The sequence below is a fragment of the Streptosporangium sp. NPDC001681 genome, from assembly GCF_040298085.1.
In the GTDB taxonomy this organism is placed as follows: Bacteria; Actinomycetota; Actinomycetes; order Streptosporangiales; family Streptosporangiaceae; genus Streptosporangium.
In genome coordinates, this window is the sequence record NZ_JBEOZN010000114.1 from 1 (window position 1) to 26,141 (window position 26,141).

Here is a 26,141-nt window from a genome sequence, read left to right on the forward strand (position 1 = left end):
ATTCCCAACCAACCGCCCTGGCAAGGGAGTTACGCAATTCGGCCGCGGTGAACGAGTCGAAGCCCAGCTCGAAGAAATCACGTTCGAAATCGACGCCGGGACCCCCGCCACGGGGTGGTCGTGAGTCAGCTCTTGAAGGCGTCCTTGACCTTCTTCGCGCTGTCCTTCGCCTTCTCTCCGGCCTGCTTGAGGCGGCTTCTGGCCTGGTCGTCCTTGCCCCTGGCCGCAAGGCGCTCGTCGCCGGTGGCGCGGCCCACGCCTTCCTTGATCTTGCCCTTGGCCTCTTGCGCCTTGTTGGAAAGCTTGTCGTCGGCACCCATGGTGTAGTTCCTCCCGTTTTGTGGAGTTTGGTCCACGCAGTCCCCTTCTCCGCTGTGGCAGGGAGTAAACATGCCCGGTCCCGGACTCGGCCGGACTCGGTGCCGATCGGCCGGTGGCAACGCCCCTGTGGCACGGGCAGGCCATCGGAATCCGGCCCAGGGCGTACCCGCAGGACGCCGTGGCACGGGTCTGACGGAAGGGGCGGAGACGGTGTGGTGGGCATCACGTGTGGCGGGATCGCCCCGCCGCCGTACCCCTGGACCAGGAGGTCGCTTCCGCCTTCGGGCGTCGCGCGACGAGGGTGAAACACCCATGCCTCACGAGTGAAACCGCCGTCTCCGGCGTGAAAACGAAATGACCGGTTCTCCGCTTTCAGCGGAAAGCGCTCACAGCGAACGAACGGAAATCATGCTTCCGGGCGGGGCTAAGGTCACGGGTATTCGTTATTCGCAAACCTCGGGTTCGGAGTAGGTGGAGAACATGAGTGGTCCCCGGATCGTCCCCGAAGACCAGTTGTACCAGCGGCTGCTGCGCAAGCGGATCGTCGTGCTCGGCAGCGAGGTGAACGACGAGGTCGCCAACCGGATCTGCGGGGAACTGCTCCTGCTCTCCGCCGACGACGAACAGCGCGACATCTGGCTCTACATCAACTCGCCCGGCGGTTCGGTGTCGGCGGGCATGGCCATCTACGACGTGATGCAGTACATCCCCAACGACGTCGCCACCGTGGCCATGGGCATCGCCGGGTCGATGGGGCAGTTCCTGCTCTGTTCGGGTGCGCCCGGCAAGCGTTACGTCCTGCCGCACGCCAGAGTGATCATGCACCAGCCCTCGGGAGGCCTGGGCGGCACGGCCGCCGACATCGCCATCCAGGCCGAGCAGATGCTCTACACCAAGCAGATGATGCGCGAGCGGATCGCCTTCCACACCGGCCAGCCACTGGAGCGGATCGAGGAGGACTGGGACCGCGACCGCTGGTTCACCGCCACCGAGGCCAGGGACTACGGTTTCGTCGACCAGGTCATCAGGAACACCAGCGAGGTGGTGTCCGAGAACTGATATTCCGTTCCCGAGGCGATTTTCGCTCGGGATGGTTTTCACGGAGAGCGACCCTGCTCTCAGCGTTTCGCCTGGAATGGCGTGGCTCCGTTTCTGGCCGCTATCGGAAACGGAGCCACGGGGTAAAGCGACGTCGGTCGTTCTCCGGCACTTCCTTCGCTCTTCCCCGGCCGTTCGGCCGGGCTTTTCCAGCCGCTGCCCGAACGCACTCGGCCGCTCCGTCAGCGGTGGCAGAGCAGGCAGCGTACGGCGTGCTCGAGAGACTCGGCGTCGGTCATGGGCGAGGGCCAGGGGAGCCGGATCAGGGCCGGGTCCTCGACGCCGCAGCGGACCGTCGCCCCGAAGCGGTCGAGTTCCCAGAGCCAGGCTCCCGGCACCGGCTCGGCGAGCAGGGAGCCCAGGGCGGCTTCCAGTTGCCTGCGATGGGCGCCGTTGACGTGGTGGAGCATGCGCTCGGCCTCGCCCATCAGCGGGTCGGGGGCGGCGCCGAGGTACTCCTCGGCGTCCAGCACACCCGACTCGGGGCCGGTCAGATAGATCACCCTGCCGACGTCGACCCGTAGCAGCCTGGGGCCGTCCGTCCCCTCCAGCACCTCGAACAGCGCCTCGTCGGGGCAGCGCTCGGCGATCGCCACAGCGGTCCGCCGCACCTCGGCCGCCGGCACGGCCTGCGCCCATCCCTGCACCTTGAGCAGGCCGCGCGAGAACTCGTGCTCCCCCAGCGAGCGGTTCGACGTCAGGTCCACCGTCACCACGGGCTCGTCCCGGGCGCCATAGAGCGGGTCGCCCGGCAGGACGAGCAGCACCGGCCGGCCGGCGTCGTCCACACCACCTCTGGCGGGCATCGCGGGGCTGGTGCCTCCGGCGATGGACACGTGGGTGGGAGCGGCGCCGGCGGCGAGGGTGCGGACCCGCTCGGGGATCGGCGGAGCGGTGACTGGCTGCATGGACCGGCTCTCCTTGAGGTCGGGGAGAAACTGCTGTATAAGATTAGCCTTGCCTAACTAAGGTAAACCTAACCATAGAGGAGCGAGCGTGCGCTACACCGGACCGAAGGTGCGCCTGTCCCGCCGGGCGGGCGTGCCGCTGACCCGCAAGGCCGTCCGATACTTCGAGGAGCGCCCCTATCCGCCGGGTGAGCACGGTCGCAAGACCAACCGGCGGCAGACCGGTGACTACGGGCTGCGATTGATGGAGAAGCAGAAGCTGCGCTGGTACTACGACGTCTCCGAGCGCCAGATGCGTCGCTACTGGGACCTGGCGCTGCGCGGCGGTGGCCGTGCGGGCGCCGAGCTGGTGGTGCTGCTGGAGACGCGCCTGGCCTCCCTGGTGCTACGTTCCGGCCTCGCCCCGTCCATCTACGCGGCCCGCCAGTACGTCGCCCACGGTCACATCACCGTGGACGGCCGCAAGGTCGACATTCCCAGCTACCTGGTCAGGCCGGGCCAGGTCGTCGCGGTGCGCGAGAAGTCACGCCGGATGCAACCCTTCGTCGCCGCCTCCGAGGGCGTGTACGCGGACGAGAGGGTCGCCGCCTATCTCGGCGTCGACCACGCCGAGCTCCGCTTCACCCTGCTGAGCCGCCCGCTGCGCGAGCAGGTCGTGGTCCCGGTGGACGAACAGCTCGTGGTGGAGTTCTACTCGCGCTGACCTGACGCCCGTCAGCGGCGCCGGCCCGCCGCCTTCCGGGTGGCGGGCTTTTTCGCGCCGTTGCCTCCCGCGCCGTTGTTCCCCGTACCGTTGCTCCCCGCGCCGTTGTTTCTCGCGCCGTTGTTCCCCGGCTCGCCGTTCGCGGCCGTACCCGGACCGCTGCCGCGCGTCGCGGGGACCCGGTCCCGCAGTTCCCGCACCTCGGCCCGGAGCGAGGCCAACTCGGCGAGCACCGTTCTCCCCAGTTCCGCGGTCGCCTGCACGGACTCCTCGGCGTGTTCCTCCTCCATCGCGCTGACCACCACCGCGATGAACAGGTTCAGCACCACGAACGTGCACACCAGCATGAACGCCACGAAGAACACCCACGCCTCCGGGTGCTCGTCCATCACCTCGCGGGTGATGTCGGACCAGGCGTCCCCGGTCATCATCTGGAACAGGGTGAACAGCGAGGTGGGCAGGTCGCCGAAATACTCAGGAGCGGTGCCGTGATAGAGCTTCGTGCCCATCACCGCCGCGACGTAGAGCACAAGTCCCAGCAGCAGCACGATCGAGGTCATCCCCGGCACCGCGGTGAGCAGTGCGGTCACCACCTTGCGCAGGCTCGGCACCACGGAGATCAGCCGTAGCGCCCGCAGGATCCGCAGCGCCCGCAGCACCGAGAGCCCACCCGCGGTGGGCAGCAACGAGGCCGTCACGATCGCGGCGTCGAACAGGTTCCACGGGTTGCGGAAGAACCGCCAGCCCTGGGCGTAGAGCTTGACGGCCAGTTCGGCGACGAAGATGTAGAGCGCCAGATGGTCGATCACGGTGAGCACCGTGCCGTACCGTTTGACGGCCTCGGCCGAGGTCTCCAGCCCGAGTGTGGCCGCGTTGATCACGATGACGGCGGTGATGAAGTGCTGGAAACGGGACGTTTCCAGCACGGCGCGGAGACGCTCGCGCGTCGGCACGGGTGGCTCCTGAGGGGGTCGGATGGGTCGGATGTCCGAGGACAAGCCAAGATCGTAACGCGTTGACGGCGGTTCGGTTCCGCCAGGGGAGTCGGGCCAGGTCAGTGCGGGGCGCTCGGTGACCTGACGCAGTAGCCGCCGATGCCCGACTCCAGGAGTTCGAAGGCGCGCTCGGCCTGCCGTCGCAGGTCGGGGGCGATGGCGTCGAGGGTCTCGCCCGCGAGCATGCGCTGGACGGCGTGGACCATCAGCCCGCGCAGCACCGCGCAGATCTGGGCGGCGGCGAACGCGGGGGTGAGGTCGTCGGGGTCGGCGTCGGCCTCGTCGGCGAGCGTTCTGGCCAGGACCTGCTCGCGCGCCTCGTTCATCTGAATCCTTTCAGCGTGGAGATCCCGCCTTCAGGCGTGGGGAGGAAACGTGGCCTGGGGCCACAGGTTGGGGAGTCGAACACCTGCGCGAGCTCTAACCGGGCGTGCAGGATGTGAGGCATGGCGCAGACCGTGAAGCGGGCCTACAAATACCGCTTCCACCCGACCCCCGAGCAGGCCGAAGAGCTTGCCCGGACCTTCGGCTGCGCCCGCCTGGTGTACAACAAGGCGCTGGAAGAGCGGAGTCGCGCCTACACCCTCGAAGGGCGCCGCGTCTCCTATGTGGAGTCGTCGGCGGCGCTTACCGAGTGGAAGCGCACCGACGAGCTGGCGTTCTTGAACGAGGTGTCCTCGGTGCCGCTCCAGCAGGCGCTGCGCCACCTTCAGGCGGCGTTCACGAACTTCTTCGCCAAGCGCGCCAGGTACCCGACGTTCAAGTCCCGCAAGAAGTCCCGGACCTCGGCCGAGTACACCCGCTCGGCGTTCACCTACCAGGGCGGCCGGCTCACCTTGGCGAAGATGAACGGCCCGCTGAACATCGTGTGGTCGCGCCCCCTTCCCCAGGGCGCGGAGCCGTCCACGGTGACGGTGAGCAAGGACGCGGCCGGGCGCTGGTTCGTCTCCATCCTGTGCCAGGACACGATCCGCCCCCTGAACCCGACCGGCGAGGCGGTCGGCATCGACGCGGGAATCACCGCGCTGGTCACGCTTTCCCGTCCGATCCTGGGGGTGACCGACGCGGACGGCAAGGTCGTCAACCCACGTCATGAGCGCGCCGACCGGCGCAAACTGGCCCGCGCCCAGCGGGCGCTGGCCCGCAAGGAGAAAGGTTCGGCCAACCGGCGGAAGGCGAAACTCACGGTCGCCCGGGTGTATGCCCGCATCGCCGACCGCCGCCGCGACTTCCTGCACAAGCTCACCACCTCGATCGTCCGCGAGAACCAAACGGTCGCGATCGAGGACCTCACCGTGCGCAACATGGTGAAAAACCGGAGCCTGGCCCGCGCCATCTCCGACGCCTCCTGGCGGGAAGTGCGCATCATGCTGGAGTACAAGGCGCAGTGGTACGGGCGGGAGTTGCTGGTCGTGGACCGGTGGTTTCCCTCCTCGAAGCTCTGTTCCGCCTGCGGCGCCATTCAGCGGTCCATGCCGTTGAACGTCCGGACGTGGGAGTGCGCCTGCGGCGCTGCCCATGACCGGGACGTCAACGCCGCGAAGAACATCCTCGCCGCCGGGCTGGCGGAGAGGTGAAACGCCTGTGGAGGGCTGGTAAGACCCGACCTGCGAAAGCGGCGAGGGCACGGCCCGGTGAAGCAGGAAACCTGACCCGTGAGGGTTGGAATCCCCCGGCTTCAGCCGTGGGGAGGAAGTCAACTCTCTGATCCGGGCGTTGAGTGAAGGGCTCTCGGCGACCATCCGGGTGAAGGCGTCACTGCTCTCGTGGAAGCCATAGCGATGGTGCCGCGTGTCTAGCGCGTCGAGAAAGTCACGGCGCAGTGCCTCCAGCGCGATCTCTCCCTGCCCGCGCTCCCGCACCATGGAGACCAGGGAGATTGTCGGGTTCCTCGGTCCCAACGGTGCGGGAAACGCGATCGCGCTCGTCATGGACCCCAACGCGTTCGCGCCGGTCATGAGCACGGCGGTGGTCCCGCTGGTCCTGCTGTCCGGTGCGTTCCTGCCGATGTCGATGGCGCCCGGCTGGCTGGACGCGCTGTCACGCCTCACACCGTTCCGCTACGTGCTGGAGGCCATACGTGAGCTGTTCGTCGGCCACTACGCGACGATGACCGTGGTCGTGGGCGTCGCCGTGACCGCGGTCCTCTCCGTGGTCTGTGTCTCGGTGGGCACCCGCGTCTTCAACCGCGAGAACGCCTGACCATCGAGGACATCTACCGTGCCCGCGACGTCAAAGGGGTGGCCGATGCCTGACTACGGACATGATCCCAAGGTGGCCGAGCCGGTCCGGCGGTACGCGCCGCGACCCCGGTCGGCTCTGAGGCACGACGACCTCCGGGGACCTCAGGCCGGGGGGCCGTACGGCTCGATCCTCGGGTCGGCGTAGGGGCCCTCGCCCGCCGCGGGGTCGACACGGCGGGCCGCGGCCTCGGTCACCCGCAGCCCGTACAGGCCCTGATCGGGGTCGATGAGCACCAGGCCGTAGCCGGTGTCGACCTCCTCCTTGGGCAGTCCCAGATGCCGCATGGCCTGCGCGAGCGTCGCGTCGGGCGGGAGCCGTACGGTGATCAGGAGCATGACCTCACGGTACGCGCTCGGCGCGGCGGCGCAACGAGGCGAGGATCCCGGGAGTGTCGACGGCGCCGTGGGCGTGGCCGGTCAGAGGCGAGGAGAGAGGCGGAAGACGCGCAGTTCGCGGTCGGCCGCCCGCTCGGTGTAGCGGTCGTAGACCGGCCAGGCCCCGACCAGCCGTGCCCAGGCGTCGGCCCGTTCGTCGCCGGTCAGCAGGCGGCCGGTGACCGGTGACACCCGGCCCCGGAAGCTCACCGTGGCCTCCGGGGTCGCGATGAGGTTGCCGCTCCAGGCGGGGTGGTTCGGGCGGCCGAAGTTGGAGCCGACCAGCAGGAAGCCGCCGTCGTCCTCGGGCAGGCAGGAGACCGGCGCGACGCGCGGCTCGCCGCTTTTGCTGCCGGTCGTGGTGAGGATGAGGGTGGGCAGCATCTGGTCGCTCAGCACGACCCTGCCCCGGGTCAGGCGGTGCGCGGCCCGGTCCATCCTGGGCACGATCCCGGGGGCGATCCTGGCGAAGGCGTCGGTCGCCGACAGCCACTGAACGAACGGCCTGAGCATCCCGATGAGGCGTCGGCCCACAGCGATCTCGCAATCTCTCGCCCCGATCCGGCGTGCGCCCCACCGTAAGACGTAGCAAGCGCTAGGTCAACCCCCGGGCGCGGGAGTCCGGCAGCAGGACGCCCGAGCCCGGCGTCCACGACTTCTTCATGGATCGGGGCTTCGCCGCGCGGGGCACCGGGGTCCTGACGAGTCAGGCGTGGTTCGGCCGCCTACGCGGCGGCCCCCGGGCGAAAGGCCGGCCGGGGGACCGTACGGCTCGATTCCCGGGTTCTCCTTCTCCGGCGGCCCCAGGTGCCGCTCGGCCTGCGCGAACGTCGCGTCGGGCGGGAGCCGTACGGTGATCGGGAGCATGACCTCACGGCACGCGTTCGGCGCGGCGGCGCAGCGAGGCGAGGATCCCGGCGGCGTCGACGACGCCGTAGCCGTGGTCGTGGTCGAAGCCGATGTCGCTCCGGTCGTCGGCGGTGCGCCGGAGCAGGGTGCGCAGCTGGGCGGGGGACAGGCGGGAGGAGGACCACCGGGTGCGCACGGCCGCGACCAGGCCGGCGGTGACGGGGCACGCGGCCGAGGTGCCCGAATCCGCCTCGTCGTCGCCGAAAGCCCGGGAGCCGGAGAAGTGGGTGTAGGCGCACAGGTCCGGCTTACGGGCGACGAGGCGGCCCGGCCCCTGGGAGGAGTAGCCGACCCGCTCGCCACGGGTGTCGACGCCGCCGATCGACAGGACACGCGGGTGGGAGTTGGCGCCGGTGATCGGCCGGTCCGGGTACGCGCACCGGCCGTCGGGGCAGTCGCGCCCGCAGTTTCCCGCGGCGAACAGCACGTCGGCGCCCGCCCGCTCCAGGCTGGAGACGATCAGGTTGAACGGGTGGGCCGGATTGTCGGAGTAGTTGCCGGGGTGGCCGACGGGGAAGTCCCAGCTGGGAGAGAAGGAGCCCCAGCTGTTGCTGACGACCAGGGACCGCGAAGCGGCGGGCTGGGCTTCCAGGACGGTGCGCAGGTGGGCGAAGGCCGCCACCGCGTCCGACAGCAGGCCGTCCAGGGCCGAGCCGCCGGGGCGCCGGGAGAGCAGCACCGGCATGTCGATCAGTGACGCCCTCGGGGCGGCGATGAGCGCGTCGAAGGCGCACATCGTGCCGTGGTCGACGGGGAACTCACCCGCCCTGCCCTGCACCCCCGACGGTTTCCAGCTGCGCCGCTCGTCGACGGTGACATCGCGGCCGAGGTGCCGGGCGACGTGCGCGGAGTTGATTCCGGTGTCGAGCACCGCGAGCGCGACGCCCGAGCCGTCGAGGCCGTCACCGGCCAGCTCGGTGACGTGGAGCAGTCGCTCCACGTCGCGCCAGTCGCCCACCGGGGGCGTGCCGCCGCAGGTGAGGCCCCGCTCGATCACCGGGTCGGCGAAGACCCCCACGACGTCGGGGCGGAGCGTGGGCAGCAGGGTGATCCGGGTGGATGTCTCGTCGTCGGAGATCTCCCCGCGGACCAGGACGGAGGCCTCGTCGGCGGCGAAGGAGAACGTCAGCGGCTGGTTGAGCGAGAGCGGGTCGCCTCCGGCGCCGGGCACCGGGCGGGGTACGACGACGGGCGAGAAGGAGGGGTCCACGACGACCCCGGGCAGCAGGTCGGCGACGTCGGCCGCCGCCGTGCTCACCGAGGGGTCGGCCACGGCCGCGACGACGTCGGGAGAGGGGCGGAGCTGGAGCAGGACTCGCATGTGCACCACCGGTACTCGGGGGGATCGGACTTCACCACATTCCTGCATTCACCTCGAGCGCGTCCAGCCGTTGAAACCGCCCTCTATCAGGTTTCAAGTGTCCAATCGGTGCAAATGGTGGGCGCGGATTTCCTTCCCTGAGCGAGTACCGGTCACTAGCGTTGGACGGCATGACCGCAGCGGCGGAGACGACGCCAACCTCCCATTCCGATGTCCGGCACACGCACTGGCTGGGCACCCGTCCCAGGCTGATCGTGGCCAGTGGTTTCATGCTCTTCCTGGAACTGGCCCTGATCCGGTGGACCGGGTCGAACATCGTTCACCTCAGTTACTTCACCAACTTCGTCCTGCTGGGATCCTTCCTCGGCATCGGGCTCGGCTTCCTGCGGGTGGGGCGCAGCACCCGGCAGCCCTACTACTCGCCGATCGTGCTGGCGGTCCTGGTCCTGGTCGTGCTGTTCTTCCCGGTGACCGTGGACCGCCAGACCGAGGGCGTCCTGTACTGGACGAGCCTGAGCGAGAGCGGGCCGCCCGCCTGGCTGATCCTGCCGGTGATCTTCGCCGCGGCGGCGATCGTGCTGATGGGCCCGGCCGAGCTGGTCGGGCGGTGCTTCCCCGAACTCGAACGGCTGGAGGCCTACCGCTACGACCTGATCGGCAGCCTCAGCGGCATCGGGCTGTTCACCGCGCTGTCGTTCCTCAGCGCGCCCCCGGTGGTGTGGGGCACGATCGCCGCGATCGCCTACGCGGTGCTGCTCTGGCCCCGCAGGGTCTGGGCCCGCGTGGCGCTGCTGGTCCCGTCGCTGGTCATCGTCGGCGCCCTCGCGATGGAGACGCTGACGGCCGGGGCGCTGTGGTCGCCCTACTACAAGGTGACCTACGTGCGCGGCTACTGGAACGACGTGCCGCTGATGGACATCAAGGTCAACGGCATCCCGCACCAGCAGGCCACCCCGGCCAAGAGCCGCCTGGAGTGGGAGCGCCAGTACGCCCTGCCGTACGAGCGGGCGGCCTCCGGCAAGCTGGACGACGTGCTGATCGTGGGCGCGGGCAGCGGCACCGACGTGTCGATCGCGCTGTCCAAGGGCGCCAAGCACGTGGACGCCGTGGAGATCGACCCCAAGCTGCTCGAACTCGGACGCTCCTACCACCCGGACAGGCCCTACGACGACCCCCGGGTCACCACCCACGTCACCGACGGCCGCGCCTTCCTGGAGAGGACCTCCGGCAAGTACGACCTGATCCTCTTCGCGCTGCCCGACTCGCTCACCCTGGTCTCCGGGGCGAGTTCGCTGCGGCTGGAGAGCTACCTGTTCACCCAGCAGGCGATGGAGGCCGCCAGGGACCACCTCAAGCCCGGCGGCGCCTTCTCGATGTACAACTACTACCGCGAGACCTGGTTGGTGGACCGCCTCGGCTCCACCATGCAGGCCGCCTTCGGCCACAAGCCCTGCGTCGACATCGTCAGCGAGACCGGCCAGCAGGCGGTGATCACCGCGGGTCTCACCACCGAGGCGCAGCGGTGCGGCTCCGAGTGGGCGGGGGCGACCGCCGACACCCCGCCGCCGACCGGTGACGACCGGCCCTTCCTCTACCTGAAGGACCAGACGATCCCGCAGATCTACATCATCACCCTCGGGCTGATCCTCCTCGTCAGCCTGCTCGCCGTCCGCGCCGTCGCCGGCCCGTACCGCCGGATGCGCCCGTACGCCGACCTCTTCCTGCTCGGCGTGGCGTTCCTGCTGCTGGAGACCAAGAGCGTCACCGGGTTCGCGCTGCTGTTCGGCACCACCTGGGTGGTGAACGCGATCGTGTTCGGCGGGGTGCTGGTCGCCGTGCTCGCCGCGGTGGAGGTGACCCGCCGTTTCCGGGTGCCGTCTCTACCCGTGATGTACGGCGTGCTGCTCGCCGGGCTGGTCCTGGCCTGGCTGGTGCCCAACTCCTGGCTGCTGGGCCTGCCGCTGCCGCTGCGCGCGGTGGTCGCCGTGGTCGTGGCGTTCCTGCCGATCTTCGCGGCCAACGTGGTGTTCGCCAAGCGCTTCGCCGACTCCGCCGACGCCACCGTGTCCTTCGGCGCCAACCTGCTGGGCGCGATGGTCGGCGGCTGCCTGGAGTATCTGGCGCTGGTCATCGGCTACCAGGCACTGCTGATCGTGGCGGGTCTGATCTATCTCGGCGCCTTCGCCCTGCTGCCCAGGACCGCCAGGACCGGCTGAGCCGGGGACGCGACGGTCCCGGCGGGCGCCGGTTCGACAGAGAGGTACGGCCGGTCCTCCCCGGGGAGGACCGGCCGTACCGCGCGGGGTGATCTGCGCTCAGAACCCGCAGGCCTCGTCCAGGGACTGGGCGGACTTGCCGTTCTGGGTGGGGGTATGACTCGGCTGGACCGCCGTGCTCCTGGAGGGCTTGGGCGTGGCGGTGGATGTCGCGCCGCTCGCGCCGGGGGAGGCGGTCACACCCGCGGCCTGGGGGCGGCGGGCGGGCCGCACCGACTGGCGCAGCGTCCTGGCGGTCGCGGTACGGATCTTCTGCCAGTCCGGCGAGCCGGTGTAGAACTCCGGCGGCACGAACTGGAGGCTGACGATCCTGGCGTCCTTGACCTTCAACCCCAGTTCGGTGATGTGCTCAAGCAACTCGCGGGGAATGTCGGTCTTGGCGGACTTCTTGGCCACACTTGCGATCTTGGCGAAGTTGGTGAGCACCACCGAGGGGGTGGCCTGCTGGGCGAAGGCGCCGATGACGCAGCGCTGGCGGGCCATCCGGGAGAAGTCGTCACTGCCGACGCGGGAACGGCCGTACCAGAGCGCCTCCTCGCCGGAGAGCTTCTGGTATCCGGCCTTGATGGTCCCGGCGGTGCCGTAGAGGCCGCCCCACGGGACGTCGTGCTCCACCTTGATCTTCAGGCCGCCGATGGCGTCGACCAGGTGGGCGAAGCCGTACATGTTCACCAGGGCGTAGTAGTCGATCTTCAGATTGAGCGTGTAACCGATGGCGTCCATGAGCGCCGCGGGGCCCCGCTGCCCCGTCTTCTTGCCGGGCATGACCTCGGGGTGGTCCTCGGCGTACTGCCAGACCTCGTTGAGCAGGCCGCCGTTGGGCAACTCGCGCATGAAGCCGTTGGGGAACTGCTTGGCGAGCGCGGTGCCCGGTGTGAAGCGGACGTGCTGGAGGTTACGGGGAAGGCTGAACATGGCGGTGTTGCCGGTCGCGACGTGCACGCTGGCCACGTTCATGCTGTCGGTCCGCACGCCTTCCCGGTTCCCGGCCCCGTCGCCGCCGATGAGCAGGAAGTTCACCCGATCGCGCCCGCCCCACGGGTCCTCGTGCTTGACGGGGGCGGCGCTGGGATTGCCCGCGTTGCTCTCGAAGATGCTGTTGGCCGCCTCCTTGAGGGTCAGCACGGTGCTCGCGGTCAGCGCGAACGGCGCCATCACCGACACGCACAGCACGCCCACCGCGATGCCCGACACGATCTGTCCCCTGCCGCTGAGCCTTTGCGGTCCCAGGGAGATGTAGGAGAAGAGCACCAGCAGGAACCAGGCGATCGCGCCGGCGATGGCCAGGGTCGCCCCGGTCATCAGTGTGCTGTCCCGGGCGACGAAGCCCGCGTTCCCTTCGCCGCTGAGGATGAGCGCGCCGACCAGGATGGCGAGCAGTAACGCACCGAAGATCGTTAGCAGAATGTATCCGACGCGGCGGCGCCCCGATCGCAGGTGCGCCGCACCGGGGAGGATCACCGACAGCGCGGTCCAGCCGATGAGCGCGCCGACCGTCAGCGGCCTGGCGAAGCGGGGCCGTCCCCCGGCCGGGCGGGACGGTCCGGCGGGCCCCGGACCCGCCCCGGCGTGCGAGAGGGGTGTCCCCTGCCCGTCACGCGTGCCCTGTGGAGGAAGCGTCTCCTGTCCGTCGGAGAGACCCCGCGGGCCGGGCTGAGCCTGCGGGGGGAGCGTCCCCCGCCCGCCGGGGGCACCCTGGGCGCCGTCGGACACGTTGTGGACCTGAGGCGCGGGAGGGGGGGCCTGCGTTTCGGCCGGACCCTGCGCGCCGCCGTGGCTCGCACCGGAGCCCGCCCCGGAGCCTCCGCCGCGGCTCCCGCCGCGGCGCCGGGGGCGCCGTTTCCCGCTTTCGCCGGCGAGATCCCCCGAGTCTTGCCCAAGGTGCATCGTCACACCGCTTCCTACTACGTTTTGCCCCGGTCCACCTGGCAAAACAGCCAAGGCTCCCCGATTGAACGGAATTTGCCAGGATTCTAGTCCCCATACCTGGACATGACAGACAGATGACCAATCTACGGTAAATGGTCTCTTAACCTATGACGCCAGTACGGGGTCGGTGCCGGCCGGATGTCGCACCGCCATGCCCCGTTCTTCTCGCGGCCGGTACGGACACCGGTCGTCGCTCACCGGAAACCCCTGGTCACGGGGGTGCCGCGAGGCGGGGGCGGGGTTTCCCCGGCCGGTGCGGTGCAGGTCGAGGGCGGCTCGGAGTCGTTCTTACGGGTGGTTGCCGGATGTGGTCTGTCCCCGTGGCGGAGGGGGTCGTTCGTTGGCTGCCAAGCTGTCTCCCCGCGAACCTGAGCTCCCGGTCTGCGCTACAGGCCCGGACCTTTGCCAAATTTGGGGCGTAAGCATACTGATTTATCATCCGTCACGGATGTCGCTGCGTTCGATTACATTCCGAAATCAGCCGAGGTGATCTCCGCGATGTGCCGGACCGATCCGGGGCTCGTGACCTAGCTTCAAGTCATGAATCTGCAGCAGCTCCGCTATGTGGTCGCGACGGCGGAGCATCGCACCATGACCGACGCGGCCAGATCGCTGTACATCGCACAACCCGCGCTCTCCCGTGCGATCAGGGATCTGGAACGAGAGCTCGGGATGACATTGTTCGCGCGTTCCGGACGTGGCGTGGTCGTCACGGCACAGGGGCGCCGGGTGGTCAAGCTGGCCAGGGAGGCACTCGATGCCGTTCGCGAGATCGAGGCACTGTCCACGCACGGCCACACCTCCGAGGCGGAGCTCCGCATCGCCTCGATACCCAGCCTCGAACCGGGGCTGGCCGGACGCCTTCTCCCCGCGTACACCGCGGAACACCCCGGGGTACGCATTCAGATTGTCCGCTGTGACGGGCGGGACGGCGTGGTGAGCGCCATCAGGGACCAGCGGGCCGACCTCGGCCTGACGGACCTGCCCGTCCCCACCGATCTGGTCAGCCACCCGCTGGAGCGCCAGGAGATCGTGCTGATCTCCCCGCCCGGCGTGGACCTGCCCGACCCGGTGCCGGTGAGGAGACTCAACGGCATGCGCCTGGTACTGCCGGTTCCCGGCAGCTCCCGGCGCAGGGAGTTCGACGCGCTCTTCGCCAAGCACGGTGTGGCCCCCGTGGTGGCGACGCAGCTCGACGAGCGAGGCAACTGGCTGAGCACCGTCCGTTCGGGTACGGCCTCGATGCTCTGGTACCGGGGGATGGCCGAGCAGGCCGCCCGCGCCGGACTCGTGGTCCGCACCCTCGATCCCTCGGTCCGCCGGGTGATCGCCATCGTTCACGCGCGACGGCGGCTGCCCGCCATCGCCCAGGAGTTCCTGTCCGTGGCCGAAAGTGGGTCGGCCGCGTAGGAGCCCTGAGGCTCGTCAGTTTTCCCCAAGTTTCCCCCAGAGGCGGCGCAGGTGGGAGCGCCGTCCTCTCCGACACCGGGCTATAGGCTCGGTCTCGATGACTACTCTGCACCTGCGAGGCCGTGAGTTCCGGCCCGGTGAGTTCGCGATCATGGCGGTGGTCAACCGCACCCCCGACTCCTTCTTCGACCGGGGAAGGACCTACGGTTTCGCGGCGGCCCTGGAGGCGGTGGACGGCGCCGTCGCCGGAGGCGCGGACATCGTCGACATCGGCGGCGTCAAGGCGGGTCCCGGTGACGAGGTCGACCCCGCGGAGGAGATCCGCAGGGTGGCCGACCTGGTCGCAGAGGTCAGGCGGCGCCACCCCCGGCTCATCATCAGCGTCGACACCTGGCGTGCGGAGGTCGGCGAGGTCGTCGCGGAGGCGGGCGCCGACCTGCTCAACGACACCTGGGGCGGGGTCGACCCCAACCTGGCATCCGTCGCGGCCAAGCACGGCATCGGCCTGGTCTGCGCGCACGCGGGACGGGTCGCCCCCCGCACCCGCCCGCACCGCATCGCCTACGCCGACGTGGTCGCCGACGTCATCGGCTACACCGTCGACCTCGCCGAACGCGCCGTCGCCGCGGGAGTGTCCAGGGAGTCGATCCTCATCGACCCGGCGCACGACTTCGGCAAGAACACCTGGCACTCCCTGGAGATCAGCCGTCGCCTGGACGAGATGGTCGGCACCGGCTGGCCGGTGCTCGTCGCGGTCTCCAACAAGGACTTCGTCGGTGAGACCCTCGGCGGGCTCCCGGTGGACGAGCGCCACGCGGGAACCATGGCCACGCTGGCGGTCTCCGCCTGGCAGGGCGCCCGGGTGTTCCGGGTCCACGACGCCGCGTCCGCCCGCGCCGCCCTGGCGACCGTCGCCAGGCTCCGGCGATGACGCGGCGCGTCAGGAGTAGATGACCGACAGGAAGCGGATCAGGATCGCCTCCCGGCGGTCGGCGGGAAGGGCGTCCAGGACGGCGTTGACCACGGCCATCTCCGGCTGGCCGGAACCGCCCAGATCCACCCCGACCGAGGCCGCCAGCTCGCCGAAGGTCTCGTCGTCCAGCGTGTCCAGGTCCAGTTCCGCGATCAGTTCCACCAGCCCCTCGGGCAACCGCGCGGGGCCGCGCCCGCGGGCCGCCTCCGCCGCCTCCGCGATCACCTCCAGCATCGCCTCGACACCCCGCAGGGTCACCCCGGTCACCGTGATGTGGATGTTGGCCGGGATACCCGCGTACGACAGCTGCGGCTGCAGGAACCACCCCCGCTTCCTGGCCTCGTCGGACAGTACGAACACGTCCACCTCGTCCGAGCCGAAGGCGACCAGCGCGGACTCGGGGTCGCCGAGCACCCGCAGCCCCGGGATCTTCGCGATGCCCTCGCGGAGCATGCGGGCCGCCGCCAGGGTGGTGCGGCCGAGTTCCAGGTAGCCCTCCCTGCCCAGGGCCTGGAAGGTGGCCCACGCGCCGCCCAGCGGGCCGGCGGACTTCGAGCTCTGCACCGTGGCGTTGATCACCGTGTAGCCGGGCCACGACGCCGAGGCGAAGTACGCCCGGCGCCGCAGTGCCGGGTCGGCGAACAGCACGACCGACGCGCCCTTGGGGGAGTAGCCGAACTTGTGCAGGTCGCACGAGAGAGACGTGACCCCGGGAACCGACAGGTCGAAGGGCGGAACACTCGCCCCGGCCTCGCGCAGCCACGGCAGCAGCCACCCGCCCACGCAGGCGTCCACGTGACACGGCACGCCGCGCGCGGCGGCGATCGCGGCTATCTCGGAGATCGGATCGATCACGCCCTGGGGGTAGGACGGAGCCGAGGCGACCACCAGGACGGTGTCCTCGCTGATCGCGGCCTCGACGGCCGCGGGGGAGGCCCGGAAGGTCACCGGGTCCACCGGCACCGGGTCCACCACGACCCCCAGGTAGTGCGCGGCCTTGTGGAAGGCCGGGTGCGCGGTCACCGGGACCGCCATCCGGGGGCGGCCCTCGGTCTTCCCGGAGTCCCGGGCCGCCTTCACCGCCAGCATGATCGACTCGGTGCCGCCGCTGGTGAAGATGCCCCACCCTCCGCCGAGCAGCTCGGCGACCGCGCCGACGACCTGCTTCTCCATCTCCACGACGCTGGGGAACGCCGTCGGGTCGAGGGTGTTGACCTCAAGCATCTCGAAGTAGGCCCTGGCGGCGGCCTCGTGCACCTCGGGGCGCCCGGTGTCGTAGACGTACGCGGTCACCTTGCCGCCGCGCACCGGCAGGTCGTCCCGTTTGAGGCGGGTGATCTCGGCGAGCAGTTCCTCGGTGCTGCGGCCCTTGTCAGGCAGGCTCATCGGTCTCCTCGGGGGGACGGCTCGCACGGCTCGCGTGCCGGAAGGGACGCGGCCCGCAGAGGCCGCAGGGGAGTACCCCAGGATCATACGGATCGTGGCGCCGGGGAATCCGGTGGCAAGGAGACGGTTGACAGGCCCCGCTCAGGACAGGGGAAGCCGCACGACCGCCCGGAGACCGGGTGAGGCGTCCTCCAGGTGGACCGCGCCGCCGTGGGCGTGCACCGTCTCGCGCACGATCGCCAGGCCAAGACCGGCCCCGCCCTCGTCGCGGCTGCGCGCGCTGTCCAGCCGGGTGAACCGGTCGAACACCCGCTCCCGGTCGGGCTCGGGAATGCCGGGCCCGTCGTCGGTGACGGTCAGCACGGCGTCGGCTCCCTCGTCCCGCAACTCGACCAGCACAACGGTGCGGGTGTGCCGCAGCGCGTTGTCGACCAGGTTGACCAGCACCCGTCCCAGATCCAGCGCGTCCCCCGTCGTCACCATCGGGCCGTCGTCGATCTTCACAGTGACGGCCTGGCCGTACCGCTCGGCGGTCTGCTGGACCAGCTGGTCCAGTTCCACCGGCTCCCTGCGCGCCGGTGTGCCGCCGCGCTCGTCCAGGCGGGCCAGCGCGAGCAGGTCCTCGGCCAGCCGGGACAGGCGCATGGTGTCCTCCAGCACGCCCTCGGCCGTCTCCTGCCAGTCCTGCCCTCCGGGATGGCCGAGCGCCACCTCCAGCTGGAGCCGGATGCTCGCCAGCGGGCTGCGCAGCTCGTGCGCCGCGTCCGAGACCAGGGCACGCTGCCGGATGTCCGCCTTCTCCAGCCGGGCCAGCATCGCGTTCAGCGTCGTGGCCAGGCTGTGCACCTCGTCGCGTGCCTCGGGCACCGGCAGGCGATGGGAGCGAGCGGTGTCGGTGATCTCCTCCGCGCCCCGGCGCAGTGCCGTGATCGGCCGCAGGGTCCCGCCGATGATCACCCAGCTGACCCCGGCGAGCAGGATCAGCAGCAGCGGCGTGCCGACGAGCAGCACGTGCCCGGCCGTGGAGATGCTGGTCTGCACCTCGCTGAAGGGGCGCGCCGCGATCACCGTCCTTCCCCCGTCGGCACTGAGCACCCGGACTCGCAGCACGTGCGGGATGCCGTACGGCTTCCCGTCCAGGAAACGCGCCTCGGCCGCGCAGATCGCCTCGGCCCGGTCGGCGGCGTTCAGCAGCGGCACCAGCCGGTCGGTGCCGGCGGTGGTGTGGGTGATCCGCCCCGCGCCGTCGATCACCTGCAGGAGCGTGCCGTCCGGGGAGGTCACCTCGTTGGGCAGCCGCTCGGCGTCGGCCAGCGAGACCGTCTCCCTGGCCCGCTGGTAGATCGAGTCGTCGATGGTGCTCAGCAGCGCGTTGCGGAGCACGCCGATCATCACGTACGCCGAGACCGCGAGTGCCACCGCCAGCACGGCCGAGGCGACCGCGGTCAGCCGGAAGCGCAGGCTCCGGCGCCGCCACAGGCCGACCGCGCGACGCCTTCCCCCCGCTGTCGCGCCGGTCGCCGGGGGCGGGTCGGCCGGAGGAGCCTGGCGGGGCCGGGGCGCGGGAGCAGCCGCCATCTCAGCCACCATCGCCGGCCAGCCGGTATCCCGCTCCCCGCACCGTCTGCAGCGCGTTCCTGGAGAACGGCACGTCGATCTTGCGCCGCAGATAGCCGACGTAGACCTCGACCACGTTGGGGTCGGTGTCGAAGGTGTCCCAGACGTGCTCCAGGATCTCCGTCTTGGAGACCACCTCGTCGTGGTGGCGGATCAGGAACTCCAGCAGCGCGAACTCCCTGGGCGTCAGCTCCACCGGCGTCTCGCCCCTGGTGACGCGCCGCCGCGCCGGATCCAGTGCCAGGTCTCCGGCCCTCAGCACGGACGGGCGCCGGTGCGCGCCGCGCCGCAGCAGCGCCCTCAGCCTGGCCACCAGCACCACGTACGAGAACGGCTTGGTCAGGTAGTCGTCGGCACCGAGGTCGAGCCCGTCGGCCATGTCGTACTCGCCGTCCTTGGCCGACAGCATCAGGATCGGCACCCAGTTCTCCTCCGCCCGCAGCTGCTTGCAGACGTTGTAGCCGGAGATCCTGGGCAACATGATGTCCAGCACCATCACGTCGTACTCGCCGTGCCTGGCCTGGTGGAGGCCGTCCTCCCCGTCGTGCGCGAGGTCGACCACGAACCCCTCGGCCTGCAACCCCCGCCGCAGGGCCGCGGCCATCCGCCGCTCGTCCTCCACGACGAGAACCCGCATGATCCACCTCTTCTCTCACCTTGGACGTTCCCATCCTCGACCACCCGGCCTGAGAGGTGGCTGAGAATCCTGTGAGCCCTCTCAGTCTGTCTCAGCCTCGGCACAGGAGCCGTCCCGCAGGCTGCTGTTCACAGGCACTGACGGCATAGCGTGGAGGAATGAGATGTCAGAACGAGCGAGACGTGGACGCGCGGTGAGGTGGGCCGTGCCGGCCGCCACGATCGCGGTGATCGCCGGAGCCATCGGAGCCGGGCCGGTCATCGCCGCCGTCCAGGGGGATCCCGTCCTGCCCGAGCGTACCGCCGAGCAACTGCTCGCGAGCGCGGCCCAGGCCGGCCGCGCCGGGTTGAAACCCATGTCGGGCACCGTCATGCAGACCGCCTCACTCGGGTTGCCGGGACTGCCGGAGGTGCCGGGCATGGGCGGATCCTCGCCCGTCGCCCTGCTCTCGGGCTCGCACGAGCTCAGGGTCTGGTACGGAGGGGCGGACAAGGTCCGCTTCGCCCTTCCCGGCCGGATGAGCGAGACCGACCTGATCACCAACGGCGACCAGATCTGGCTGTGGCAGAGCGACGAGAACAAGGCCACCCGGGTCAAGGCCGGGAGCGGGGAACAGGGCGAGGAAGCGGCCCGCGCCCACGAGGCGCTGCCCACGGCGACCACGCCGCAGCAGCTCGCCCAGCAGTTGCTGCAGCGGGTCGGTGCCGACACGGTGGTCAGTGTGAGCAACACCGAGAAGGTCGCCGACCGCGCGGCCTACCAGCTCGCGTTCGCGCCCAAGGACACCTCGTCCCTGGTCAAGGAGGTCAAGCTGGCGCTGGACGGGGAGACCCTGGTCCCGCTGCGGGTCCAGGTCTACGCCAGGAGCGCGGCCGAGCCCGCCTTCGAGGTCGGTTTCACCTCGGTCACCTTCTCCCCGCCCGCCGCGGAGAACTTCACCTTCACCCCGCCCGCGGGTGCCAAGGTCGAGGAGACGTCGATCGCCGAGATCCTCAAGGAGCAGCGGCCGAAGCAGGACGAGAACCTCGAGGACGCGGAGAAGCTCAGGGGCGAGATCAGCACCGTCGGCGACGGCTGGACCACGGTCGCGGTGATCCCCGTCTCCGAGCAGGAACTCACCGGCCAGGGATCGGGCCAGGGCGAGGAATCCGCGGGAGCGGGCGTCGGCGCGATCGGCGACGCCCTGCTGAAGTCGGCCAAGCCGATCAGCGGGACCTGGGGCAGCGGCAAGGTCATCCAGACCAAGCTGGTCTCCGCGCTGCTGACCGACGACGGCCGCCTGCTGGTCGGCGCCGTCACCCCGGAGAAACTGTCCGAGGCGGCCGGTCGGAAATGAGCCGGATGCCGACAGACGCCGGGCTCGCGGTGGACGTCCCCGGATCCCGTGTCGGGGATCCGGGGGGCGGTGCCCGGAGAGAGGCGCCCGGCGCGGAGCTCTCCATCGTCACCAGCGGGCTGACCAAGCGGTTCGGGAGCGGGCAGGTGGCCGTGGACGCCCTCGACCTCGCCGTGCCCAGCGGGTCGGTGTTCGGCTTCCTGGGCCCCAACGGCTCGGGCAAGACCACCACCATCCGCATGCTGCTCGGCCTGGTGGCGCCGACGGCGGGCGAGTGGCGGCTGCTCGGCACGCCGATGCCCGGCGGGGTGGGCGGCGTGCTGTCGAGGGTGGGAGCGCTGGTCGAAGGGCCGGCCTTCTACCCCTACCTGTCGGGCGAGGCGAACCTGCGCCGCTATGACGCCGCCGACCCGTCGGCCGACCCGCGCACCGTCTCGGCCAGGATCGGACTCGCGCTGGAACGGGTGGGCCTGGCCGCCGCGGCGGGCAAGCGCTACCGGGCCTACTCGCTCGGCATGCGCCAGCGGCTGGCCATCGCCGCCGCCCTGCTCGGCCCCAGGGAGTTGCTGATCCTCGACGAGCCGACCAACGGGCTGGACCCGCAGGGCACCCGTGAGGTGCGCGGCCTGGTCAAGGAGATCGCCGCCGAGGGGACCACCGTCTTCGTCTCCTCCCACCTGCTGGCGGAGGTGGAGCAGATGTGCTCCCACGTCGCGGTCATGCGGGCCGGACGGCTGGTCGCGCAGGGACCCATCGCCGACCTGCGGGCATCGGAGACGGTCAGGATCCGGGTGGAGACCCCCGACGTGGAGGAGGCGGCGGCGGTGCTCGCCGGGCTCGGCCTGCCGGAGATCCGTCTCGGTGACGGCGACGTCAGCGCGGCGCTGGGAGCCGGCCTGCCGGAGCGGGTATGCGCCGCGCTGGTCACCGGTGGCGTCGCCGTCCGCGGCCTGGCCGTCCAGCGACCCACTCTTGAGGACGTGTTCGTGGGCCTGACCGGGGAGGGATTCGATGTCGACGGTTAGCGGAAAGGAAGCCGTGTCCACCGAGAACGTCACACGCGCCATCCCTGACCAGGATCCGGCCCAGGGGAGGGACCCGGTCATGACGGCGGGTCAGGTCGCCGGTGGGCGCCCGATTCCCCCGCCGCGGGCGGTGAGCGCCCCCAGGGCGTGGCTGCGGCTGCTCGGCTCGGAGGTCGGCCTGACGTTCCGGCGGCCCAGAAACCTCGCCATGCTCGGGGTGCTCACCGTGATCCCGGTGCTGATCGGCATCGCGCTGCGGATGTTCGCCGGGACCGGCGGGGACGGGACCGGTGCTCCGGCGATCTTCGAGCAGATCACCGGGAACGGGTTGTTCCTCACCTTCGCCGCGCTCTCGCTGCTGGTGCAGCTGATGCTGCCGGTCTCCGTCGCGATCGTCGCGGGGGACTCGATCGCGGGGGAGGCGGGCATCGGCACGTTGCGCTACCTGCTCGCGGCCCCGGCGGGCCGGACCCGCCTGCTGGCGGTCAAGTACGCCACCGTGGTCCTCTTCTGCCTGGCCGCCGTCACCGCGGTGGCGCTGTCCGCGCTCCTGGCCGGTCTGGTGCTGTTCCCGGCGGGCCCGATCACGCTGCTGTCGGGAGGGACGATCCCCTTTCTCGACGGGGTGCTGCGGATCGGCGTCGTCGTGCTGTACGTCACCGCCGGCATGGCGGCCCTGGCCGCCATCGCACTGGCCCTGTCGACTCTGACCGAGGTGTCCGTCGGAGCCATCGCCTCGACAGTGGTCATCGTCATCGCGGCCCAGGTCCTGCGGGCCGTTCCGCAGCTGTCCGCGCTCCAGCCGTACCTGCTCACCGAGTGGTGGAGCGGCTTCGACGGCGTTCTGCGGGACCCGGTGGCCACCGGCGACATGGGGCAGGGCCTGCTGGTCTTCGCCGCCTACGCCGCGGTCTTCTGCTCCATCGCCTGGGCGCGCTTCACCGGCAAGGACATCACCGCCTGAGCTCAGGCGCGGCCACGCCCGCCCGCCGCAGGCTCTCGTGCCAGACCAGGGCGAGCTCGCGGTGGCGCAGGTCGCTCGGGTGCGAGTGGAGTACGGTGGCTTACTCCACTCGCCGGCAAGATCGTTGACTCGCCCGTTCCGCCGGAGCACACGAGACGGCCCCGGAAAGCTGCTCTCCGGGGCCGTCTCGCACTGGATCAGGAGGCGCGGCCGCCGCGGCGCAGGCCGAGGGCGCCGACCACGGTCCCGACGAGCCCGAGCACCAGGCCGGCCCCGCCGAGCAGGCGGGCGGTTCCGTCCGAGCCCTCGGACGCGGAGGCGGCGGGGGCCACCGAGGGCGCGGCCGGTACGGCCACGGCCGACGGCGTCGCGGAGGCGGCGGCGCCGTGACCGTCACCCTCGGCGGAGGCGGGGGTGAGCTTCAGCACCGGGGCCGGACGCTCGGCCTCGGAACCGTCGGCCTTGGGCTCATCCGCCCACTTGACGACCTCGCCGCCGGTGTAGGTCTGGGTGGTGGGGAAGATGAGCTGGTCGGTGTCGGTGGGCAGCTTGCCCATGGACACCTCGAACTCCTGGAACTGGCCGGGTTCGATCTTTCCGCCCGACCAGATGACCTTCGTGACCGCCTCGGTGAGCTCGCCGTACTCGGTGGTGACCGGCTTGGGCAGCTTGCCCTCGACCACCTTGACCTTCCAGCCGGGTACCGGCTTGACCGAGACGAACGCCAGCGGGTGGTCGACGGGGAAGGTCACCTCCAGCTTGTTCGTGGAGGCGTCGTCACGCTCGTTCGGGACCCGGAAGGCGACCTTGGTGAAGCCGCCCTGCTGGGCGCTGTTGGGATTGATGGTGACGTGCGCGAGGACGGGCAGGGCGAGACCGAGGGTGAGGGCGGTGACACCGGCGGTGACGGTGGCCAGACGGCGGGCATGGGAAAGCGGCATGGGGGTTCTCCACTTCGGGATTTCAGGATTTCGGGGGTGGGTCAGGCGGCGGGGAGTGGAGGACCACGCCGGCTGACGGAGTGACGGAGAACGGCGCGCGCGAAGACGGGCGTGACCGGGGTGCGGGCGGGACGCGGCGGAGCCGCGGCCGCGGCCGGGAGCCGCAGCAGCCGGAACATCGCGCCGAGGCGGTGCCGGGCCGAGCGGAGCAGCGCCCACAGGGCGGTCTCGCCGCGGGCCAGCCACCATCCGGTGACCAGTGTCGCGGTGAGGTGCGCGACGAGCATGCCGAGACTCTCGCCCAGCCCCCTGACGTGCGGGTGCGGGGCCACTGGAATCCCGGTGGCGTCACCGAGGAGGAACAACTCGTGCAAGGACAGTTGCAGGACGGACAGCACGGTGCTGATCGCCACGGTGGACCGCTCGCGCCCGGCGAGCAGCACGCTCACCGCCATGACCGCGGCTGCGCCGCTCGCCACCGCCCACGGCTCCGGCCCGGAACCGCCCGCGACCACGTGGCCGAGGACGGCGAGCGTCACGCAGACGGCCGAGAAGGCGGCCGCGCGCGTGAGGCGTAATGGGAGACGGGCGCGCATGGTGCCCCATATGCTCTCACGCCTCTGAGATGTCTGCCGTTTTAAGATTTTTGTCGCTATGGTGGCCGCGATCCTGACAGATCCTTCAATCCAAGGTGGTAGGGATGCGGCACGTTTTTGGGGTGCTTGTCGGGTTGGTTATGGCGGCGGTGCTGCTCTTCGGCGCCGGTTGGGCGGTGCAGGAGGCGGGGGCGAGCCTGGCGCCCCTTCCCGTTCCCGCGGAGAGCGGCTCGAAGGTCTGGATCGCCCTCGGGGTGATGGCCGCGATCGGCCTCCTGGTCGGCCTGGTGGTCGCCGGCCGGGTCTCCCCGCTGGCCACCTTCGTCCCGTCGATGGTGCTGCTGGCCTGGACCGTGGTCTACGCCCTGGACGTTCGCCGCGCCATGGGGCTGGTTCCCGACGACCCCACCTTCCACCCGTTGCTCCTGCAGGCCGGTCGCGGCATGGGCCTGCTGCTGACCACCGGTGTCTACGCCCTCCTCGGCGTCCTGCTGTTCCTGCCGGTGCTGATGCCCTCCCGCTGGGCGCCGCGGTTCCGGGACGAGGAGGAGTACGAGGAGTCCGGCGAGCAGGACTATCGCTGAGCTTCCGGCCACCGGCCTTCCCGGGGATCAGGCCGAGTAGAGGCGGGCGACCACATCCTCCATGGAGGCCTCCCCTGGGGCGGTGGCGCGCAGGTCGTCGAGGGCGCCGTCGAAGGCCAGGCTGCCGCGGTCGATCAGCATGACGCGGCGGCAGAGCTTCTCTATGTCGCCCAGGTCGTGGGTGGTGAGCAGGACGGTGGTGCCGCGCTCGGCGTTGAGGCGGAGCAGGAAGTCGCGCATGGCGGCCTTGCTGACCACGTCCAGGCCGATCGTGGGCTCGTCGAGCACCAGCACGGCGGGGTCGTGCAGGAGCGCGGCGGTGATGTCGCCGCGCATGCGCTGGCCGAGGCTGAGCTGGCGGACCGGAGTGCCCATGAAGCCGGCGAGGCCGAGGAGTTCGGTCAGCTCGGTCAGCCGTCGCCGGAAATCTTTTTGATCCACTTTGTAGAGGTGTCGGATCAGTTCAAAGCTGTCCCGCAGCGGCAGGTCCCACCACAGGGTCGTCCGCTGGCCGAACACCACCCCGATCCTGCGTGCCAGCGCGGTGCGGCGGCGCGTCGGATCGAGCCCGGCCACCCGGATGCTGCCGGAGGTCGGCGCCAGGATGCCGGTGAGCATCTTGATGGTCGTGGACTTGCCCGCGCCGTTGGGGCCGAGGTAGCCGACGAACTCCCCTGCTTCCACGCTGAACGACAGATCCCGTACGGCGTGCACGGTCTTTTTGGCCCTGCGGCGGCCCACGGTGAACGAGCGGCCGACCCGGTCGAGTTCGATCATGTGTCAACTTCCCGTCGAGCGGTAGCGGCGGATGCCCGCCCGCCAGGCCAGGGCGGCGACGGCGGCCAGGGCGACGGCCGCTGGGGGCGAGGCGAAACGGAGCCAGTACGGCAGGCCGAAGGGGTCCTCGCGGTCGAGCACGAACAGCGCGGGCTGCCAGTTCACGAACGCCAGCGGCACGACGAAGGTGACGCCCTTGACGAGTTCGGAGCCGTAGACGCTCAGCGGGTACTGGGTGAGGGTGCTGCCGCCGTAGGTGAAGGCGTTGGCCACCTCGGGGGCGTTGGTCAGCAGGAACTGCATGGCGCCGCCGAGGGTGAAGACCGAGGCGAAGATGACGACCCCGCACAGGATCATCAGCGGGATCATCCAGATCCTGCTCCAGGCGAGGCCGAGCTGGGGCAGGGCGACGGCGAGCACGACGGCGGCCTGTGCCGTCCTGCCGAAGCGGTGCACGCTGAAGCGGTCGACGGCCATCTGGGTGAAGGCGCTCGCCGGGCGGATCAGCATGGTGTCGAAGCTGCCGCTCCTGATGTGCTGGCTGAGCCGGTCGACGTTGCCGAAGAGCATGTCGGCCAGGGCGAAGGACAGGCCGGAGGTGCCGTACAGGAACATCACCTCGGCCAGGCCGAAGCCGCCCAGCGACCCGGTGTGCTCGAAGATCACCAAGATCGCCGCCACGTCCAGCGCGTTGACCGCGAACGAGCCCAGCACCATCATGATCAGCGGCCCCGGGTACTGTGCCGAGGCTCTCAGCCAGGTCCAGGCCAGCAGGAGGTAGGTCCTCACCATCGGCCGCTCGTCCCGGTGGTCCTCC

25 protein-coding genes and 2 pseudogenes are annotated in these 26,141 nt (G+C 70.4%); 11 read left to right on the forward strand and 16 right to left on the reverse strand.

Features of this window, described 5'->3' with window-relative positions; translation table 11 throughout:
- Together ABT130_RS36425 and ABT130_RS36430 are read right to left on the reverse strand one after the other, a co-directional pair.
- A pseudogene (locus ABT130_RS36425) lies at nucleotides 1–82 on the reverse strand (acyl carrier protein); the annotation flags it as partial.
- Between the two features lie 43 nt (nucleotides 83–125).
- A complete protein-coding gene (locus tag ABT130_RS36430; protein WP_350920462.1) occupies nucleotides 126–320 on the reverse strand; it encodes a CsbD family protein in 195 nt (64 codons plus the stop codon).
- Nucleotides 321–801: 481 nt separating this feature from the next.
- Between ABT130_RS36430 and ABT130_RS36435 the strand changes: the two genes are divergently transcribed.
- Complete coding sequence (locus ABT130_RS36435; RefSeq protein WP_350920459.1) at nucleotides 802–1,380, forward strand: ClpP family protease; 579 nt, start codon at nucleotides 802–804, stop codon at nucleotides 1,378–1,380.
- A gap of 221 nt (nucleotides 1,381–1,601) precedes the next feature.
- Here ABT130_RS36435 and ABT130_RS36440 read toward each other — a convergent pair whose 3' ends face one another.
- Nucleotides 1,602–2,327, reverse strand: coding sequence for a DUF2470 domain-containing protein (locus ABT130_RS36440; protein WP_350963408.1), 726 nt, complete (start codon nucleotides 2,325–2,327; stop codon nucleotides 1,602–1,604).
- A gap of 88 nt (nucleotides 2,328–2,415) precedes the next feature.
- Here ABT130_RS36440 and rpsD point away from each other — a divergent pair, with 88 nt between their 5' ends.
- A complete protein-coding gene (rpsD, locus tag ABT130_RS36445; protein WP_350920454.1) occupies nucleotides 2,416–3,030 on the forward strand; it encodes a 30S ribosomal protein S4 in 615 nt (204 codons plus the stop codon).
- Between the two features lie 11 nt (nucleotides 3,031–3,041).
- Here rpsD and ABT130_RS36450 read toward each other — a convergent pair whose 3' ends face one another.
- Together ABT130_RS36450 and ABT130_RS36455 are read right to left on the reverse strand one after the other, a co-directional pair.
- Nucleotides 3,042–3,983 carry an ion transporter gene (locus ABT130_RS36450; RefSeq protein ID WP_350963410.1) on the reverse strand — a complete coding sequence of 314 codons (942 nt, stop codon included), beginning with the start codon at nucleotides 3,981–3,983 and terminating at the stop codon, nucleotides 3,042–3,044.
- 101 nt (nucleotides 3,984–4,084) lie between these two features.
- Nucleotides 4,085–4,351, reverse strand: coding sequence for a hypothetical protein (locus ABT130_RS36455; protein ID WP_451935935.1), 267 nt, complete (start codon nucleotides 4,349–4,351; stop codon nucleotides 4,085–4,087).
- Between the two features lie 120 nt (nucleotides 4,352–4,471).
- Between ABT130_RS36455 and ABT130_RS36460 the strand changes: the two are divergent.
- Together ABT130_RS36460 and ABT130_RS36465 are read left to right on the forward strand one after the other, a co-directional pair.
- Nucleotides 4,472–5,677, forward strand: a pseudogene (locus ABT130_RS36460) (RNA-guided endonuclease InsQ/TnpB family protein).
- A gap of 139 nt (nucleotides 5,678–5,816) precedes the next feature.
- Nucleotides 5,817–6,227 (forward strand): ABC transporter permease, encoded by a 411-nt coding sequence (locus ABT130_RS36465; protein WP_350963415.1) that lies wholly within the window; start codon nucleotides 5,817–5,819, stop codon nucleotides 6,225–6,227.
- A 143-nt stretch (nucleotides 6,228–6,370) separates the two neighbouring features.
- Here ABT130_RS36465 and ABT130_RS36470 read toward each other — a convergent pair whose 3' ends face one another.
- From ABT130_RS36470 to ABT130_RS36480, 3 genes are all read right to left on the reverse strand, one after another.
- Complete coding sequence (locus tag ABT130_RS36470; RefSeq protein ID WP_350920441.1) at nucleotides 6,371–6,604, reverse strand: hypothetical protein; 234 nt, start codon at nucleotides 6,602–6,604, stop codon at nucleotides 6,371–6,373.
- A gap of 81 nt (nucleotides 6,605–6,685) precedes the next feature.
- Nucleotides 6,686–7,156: a nitroreductase family deazaflavin-dependent oxidoreductase gene (locus ABT130_RS36475; RefSeq protein ID WP_350963418.1), complete on the reverse strand. Its 471-nt coding sequence runs from the start codon at nucleotides 7,154–7,156 to the stop codon at nucleotides 6,686–6,688.
- A gap of 358 nt (nucleotides 7,157–7,514) precedes the next feature.
- Nucleotides 7,515–8,873: a S8 family peptidase gene (locus ABT130_RS36480; protein ID WP_350963421.1), complete on the reverse strand. Its 1,359-nt coding sequence runs from the start codon at nucleotides 8,871–8,873 to the stop codon at nucleotides 7,515–7,517.
- A gap of 170 nt (nucleotides 8,874–9,043) precedes the next feature.
- Between ABT130_RS36480 and ABT130_RS36485 the strand changes: the two genes are divergently transcribed.
- The gene (locus ABT130_RS36485) at nucleotides 9,044–11,089 is read left to right on the forward strand and encodes a spermine/spermidine synthase domain-containing protein (protein ID WP_350963423.1); all 2,046 of its coding nucleotides are present in this window, start codon (nucleotides 9,044–9,046) and stop codon (nucleotides 11,087–11,089) included.
- Nucleotides 11,090–11,188: 99 nt separating this feature from the next.
- Here ABT130_RS36485 and ABT130_RS36490 read toward each other — a convergent pair whose 3' ends face one another.
- On the reverse strand, nucleotides 11,189–12,862 hold the full coding sequence (locus tag ABT130_RS36490) for an LCP family protein (protein WP_350963425.1): 1,674 nt from the start codon (nucleotides 12,860–12,862) through the stop codon (nucleotides 11,189–11,191).
- 756 nt (nucleotides 12,863–13,618) lie between these two features.
- Here ABT130_RS36490 and ABT130_RS36495 point away from each other — a divergent pair.
- Together ABT130_RS36495 and folP are read left to right on the forward strand one after the other, a co-directional pair.
- A complete protein-coding gene (locus tag ABT130_RS36495; RefSeq protein WP_030909189.1) occupies nucleotides 13,619–14,488 on the forward strand; it encodes a LysR family transcriptional regulator in 870 nt (289 codons plus the stop codon).
- A 97-nt stretch (nucleotides 14,489–14,585) separates the two neighbouring features.
- Nucleotides 14,586–15,419 carry a dihydropteroate synthase gene (gene folP / locus ABT130_RS36500; protein ID WP_350920427.1) on the forward strand — a complete coding sequence of 278 codons (834 nt, stop codon included), beginning with the start codon at nucleotides 14,586–14,588 and terminating at the stop codon, nucleotides 15,417–15,419.
- 9 nt (nucleotides 15,420–15,428) lie between these two features.
- Here folP and ABT130_RS36505 read toward each other — a convergent pair whose 3' ends face one another.
- The 3 genes from ABT130_RS36505 to ABT130_RS36515 all read right to left on the reverse strand — a co-directional run bounded on the left by ABT130_RS36505 (nucleotide 15,429) and on the right by ABT130_RS36515 (nucleotide 19,101).
- Nucleotides 15,429–16,847: a pyridoxal phosphate-dependent decarboxylase family protein gene (locus ABT130_RS36505; protein ID WP_350963427.1), complete on the reverse strand. Its 1,419-nt coding sequence runs from the start codon at nucleotides 16,845–16,847 to the stop codon at nucleotides 15,429–15,431.
- A gap of 141 nt (nucleotides 16,848–16,988) precedes the next feature.
- Complete coding sequence (locus ABT130_RS36510; protein ID WP_350963430.1) at nucleotides 16,989–18,425, reverse strand: sensor histidine kinase; 1,437 nt, start codon at nucleotides 18,423–18,425, stop codon at nucleotides 16,989–16,991.
- Between the two features lies 1 nt (nucleotide 18,426).
- Nucleotides 18,427–19,101, reverse strand: a complete 675-nt coding sequence (locus ABT130_RS36515; protein ID WP_326640903.1) for a response regulator transcription factor — start codon at nucleotides 19,099–19,101, stop codon at nucleotides 18,427–18,429.
- 205 nt (nucleotides 19,102–19,306) lie between these two features.
- Between ABT130_RS36515 and ABT130_RS36520 the strand changes: the two genes are divergently transcribed.
- From ABT130_RS36520 to ABT130_RS36530, 3 genes are read left to right on the forward strand one after another with little or no spacing between them, the layout of a single operon-like run.
- Nucleotides 19,307–20,437, forward strand: coding sequence for a LolA family protein (locus tag ABT130_RS36520; protein ID WP_350963432.1), 1,131 nt, complete (start codon nucleotides 19,307–19,309; stop codon nucleotides 20,435–20,437).
- A 5-nt stretch (nucleotides 20,438–20,442) separates the two neighbouring features.
- On the forward strand, nucleotides 20,443–21,462 hold the full coding sequence (locus tag ABT130_RS36525) for an ABC transporter ATP-binding protein (protein WP_350963434.1): 1,020 nt from the start codon (nucleotides 20,443–20,445) through the stop codon (nucleotides 21,460–21,462).
- Nucleotides 21,449–22,426 carry an ABC transporter permease gene (locus tag ABT130_RS36530; RefSeq protein ID WP_350963437.1) on the forward strand — a complete coding sequence of 326 codons (978 nt, stop codon included), beginning with the start codon at nucleotides 21,449–21,451 and terminating at the stop codon, nucleotides 22,424–22,426. Before ABT130_RS36525 ends, ABT130_RS36530 begins: the two co-directional genes overlap by 14 nt.
- Before the next feature lie 197 nt (nucleotides 22,427–22,623).
- Here ABT130_RS36530 and ABT130_RS36535 read toward each other — a convergent pair whose 3' ends face one another.
- Together ABT130_RS36535 and ABT130_RS36540 are read right to left on the reverse strand one after the other, a co-directional pair.
- Nucleotides 22,624–23,367, reverse strand: coding sequence for a YcnI family copper-binding membrane protein (locus ABT130_RS36535; RefSeq protein WP_350963440.1), 744 nt, complete (start codon nucleotides 23,365–23,367; stop codon nucleotides 22,624–22,626).
- Nucleotides 23,368–23,408: 41 nt separating this feature from the next.
- Complete coding sequence (locus tag ABT130_RS36540; RefSeq protein ID WP_350920407.1) at nucleotides 23,409–23,963, reverse strand: MFS transporter; 555 nt, start codon at nucleotides 23,961–23,963, stop codon at nucleotides 23,409–23,411.
- 104 nt (nucleotides 23,964–24,067) lie between these two features.
- Between ABT130_RS36540 and ABT130_RS36545 the strand changes: the two genes are divergently transcribed.
- Nucleotides 24,068–24,547, forward strand: a complete 480-nt coding sequence (locus ABT130_RS36545; RefSeq protein WP_350920404.1) for a hypothetical protein — start codon at nucleotides 24,068–24,070, stop codon at nucleotides 24,545–24,547.
- A gap of 27 nt (nucleotides 24,548–24,574) precedes the next feature.
- Here ABT130_RS36545 and ABT130_RS36550 read toward each other — a convergent pair whose 3' ends face one another.
- Nucleotides 24,575–25,324, reverse strand: coding sequence for an ABC transporter ATP-binding protein (locus ABT130_RS36550; RefSeq protein WP_350963443.1), 750 nt, complete (start codon nucleotides 25,322–25,324; stop codon nucleotides 24,575–24,577).
- A gap of 3 nt (nucleotides 25,325–25,327) precedes the next feature.
- Nucleotides 25,328–26,116 carry an ABC transporter permease gene (locus ABT130_RS36555; protein WP_350920398.1) on the reverse strand — a complete coding sequence of 263 codons (789 nt, stop codon included), beginning with the start codon at nucleotides 26,114–26,116 and terminating at the stop codon, nucleotides 25,328–25,330.
- Between the last annotated feature and the right edge of the window lie 25 nt (nucleotides 26,117–26,141).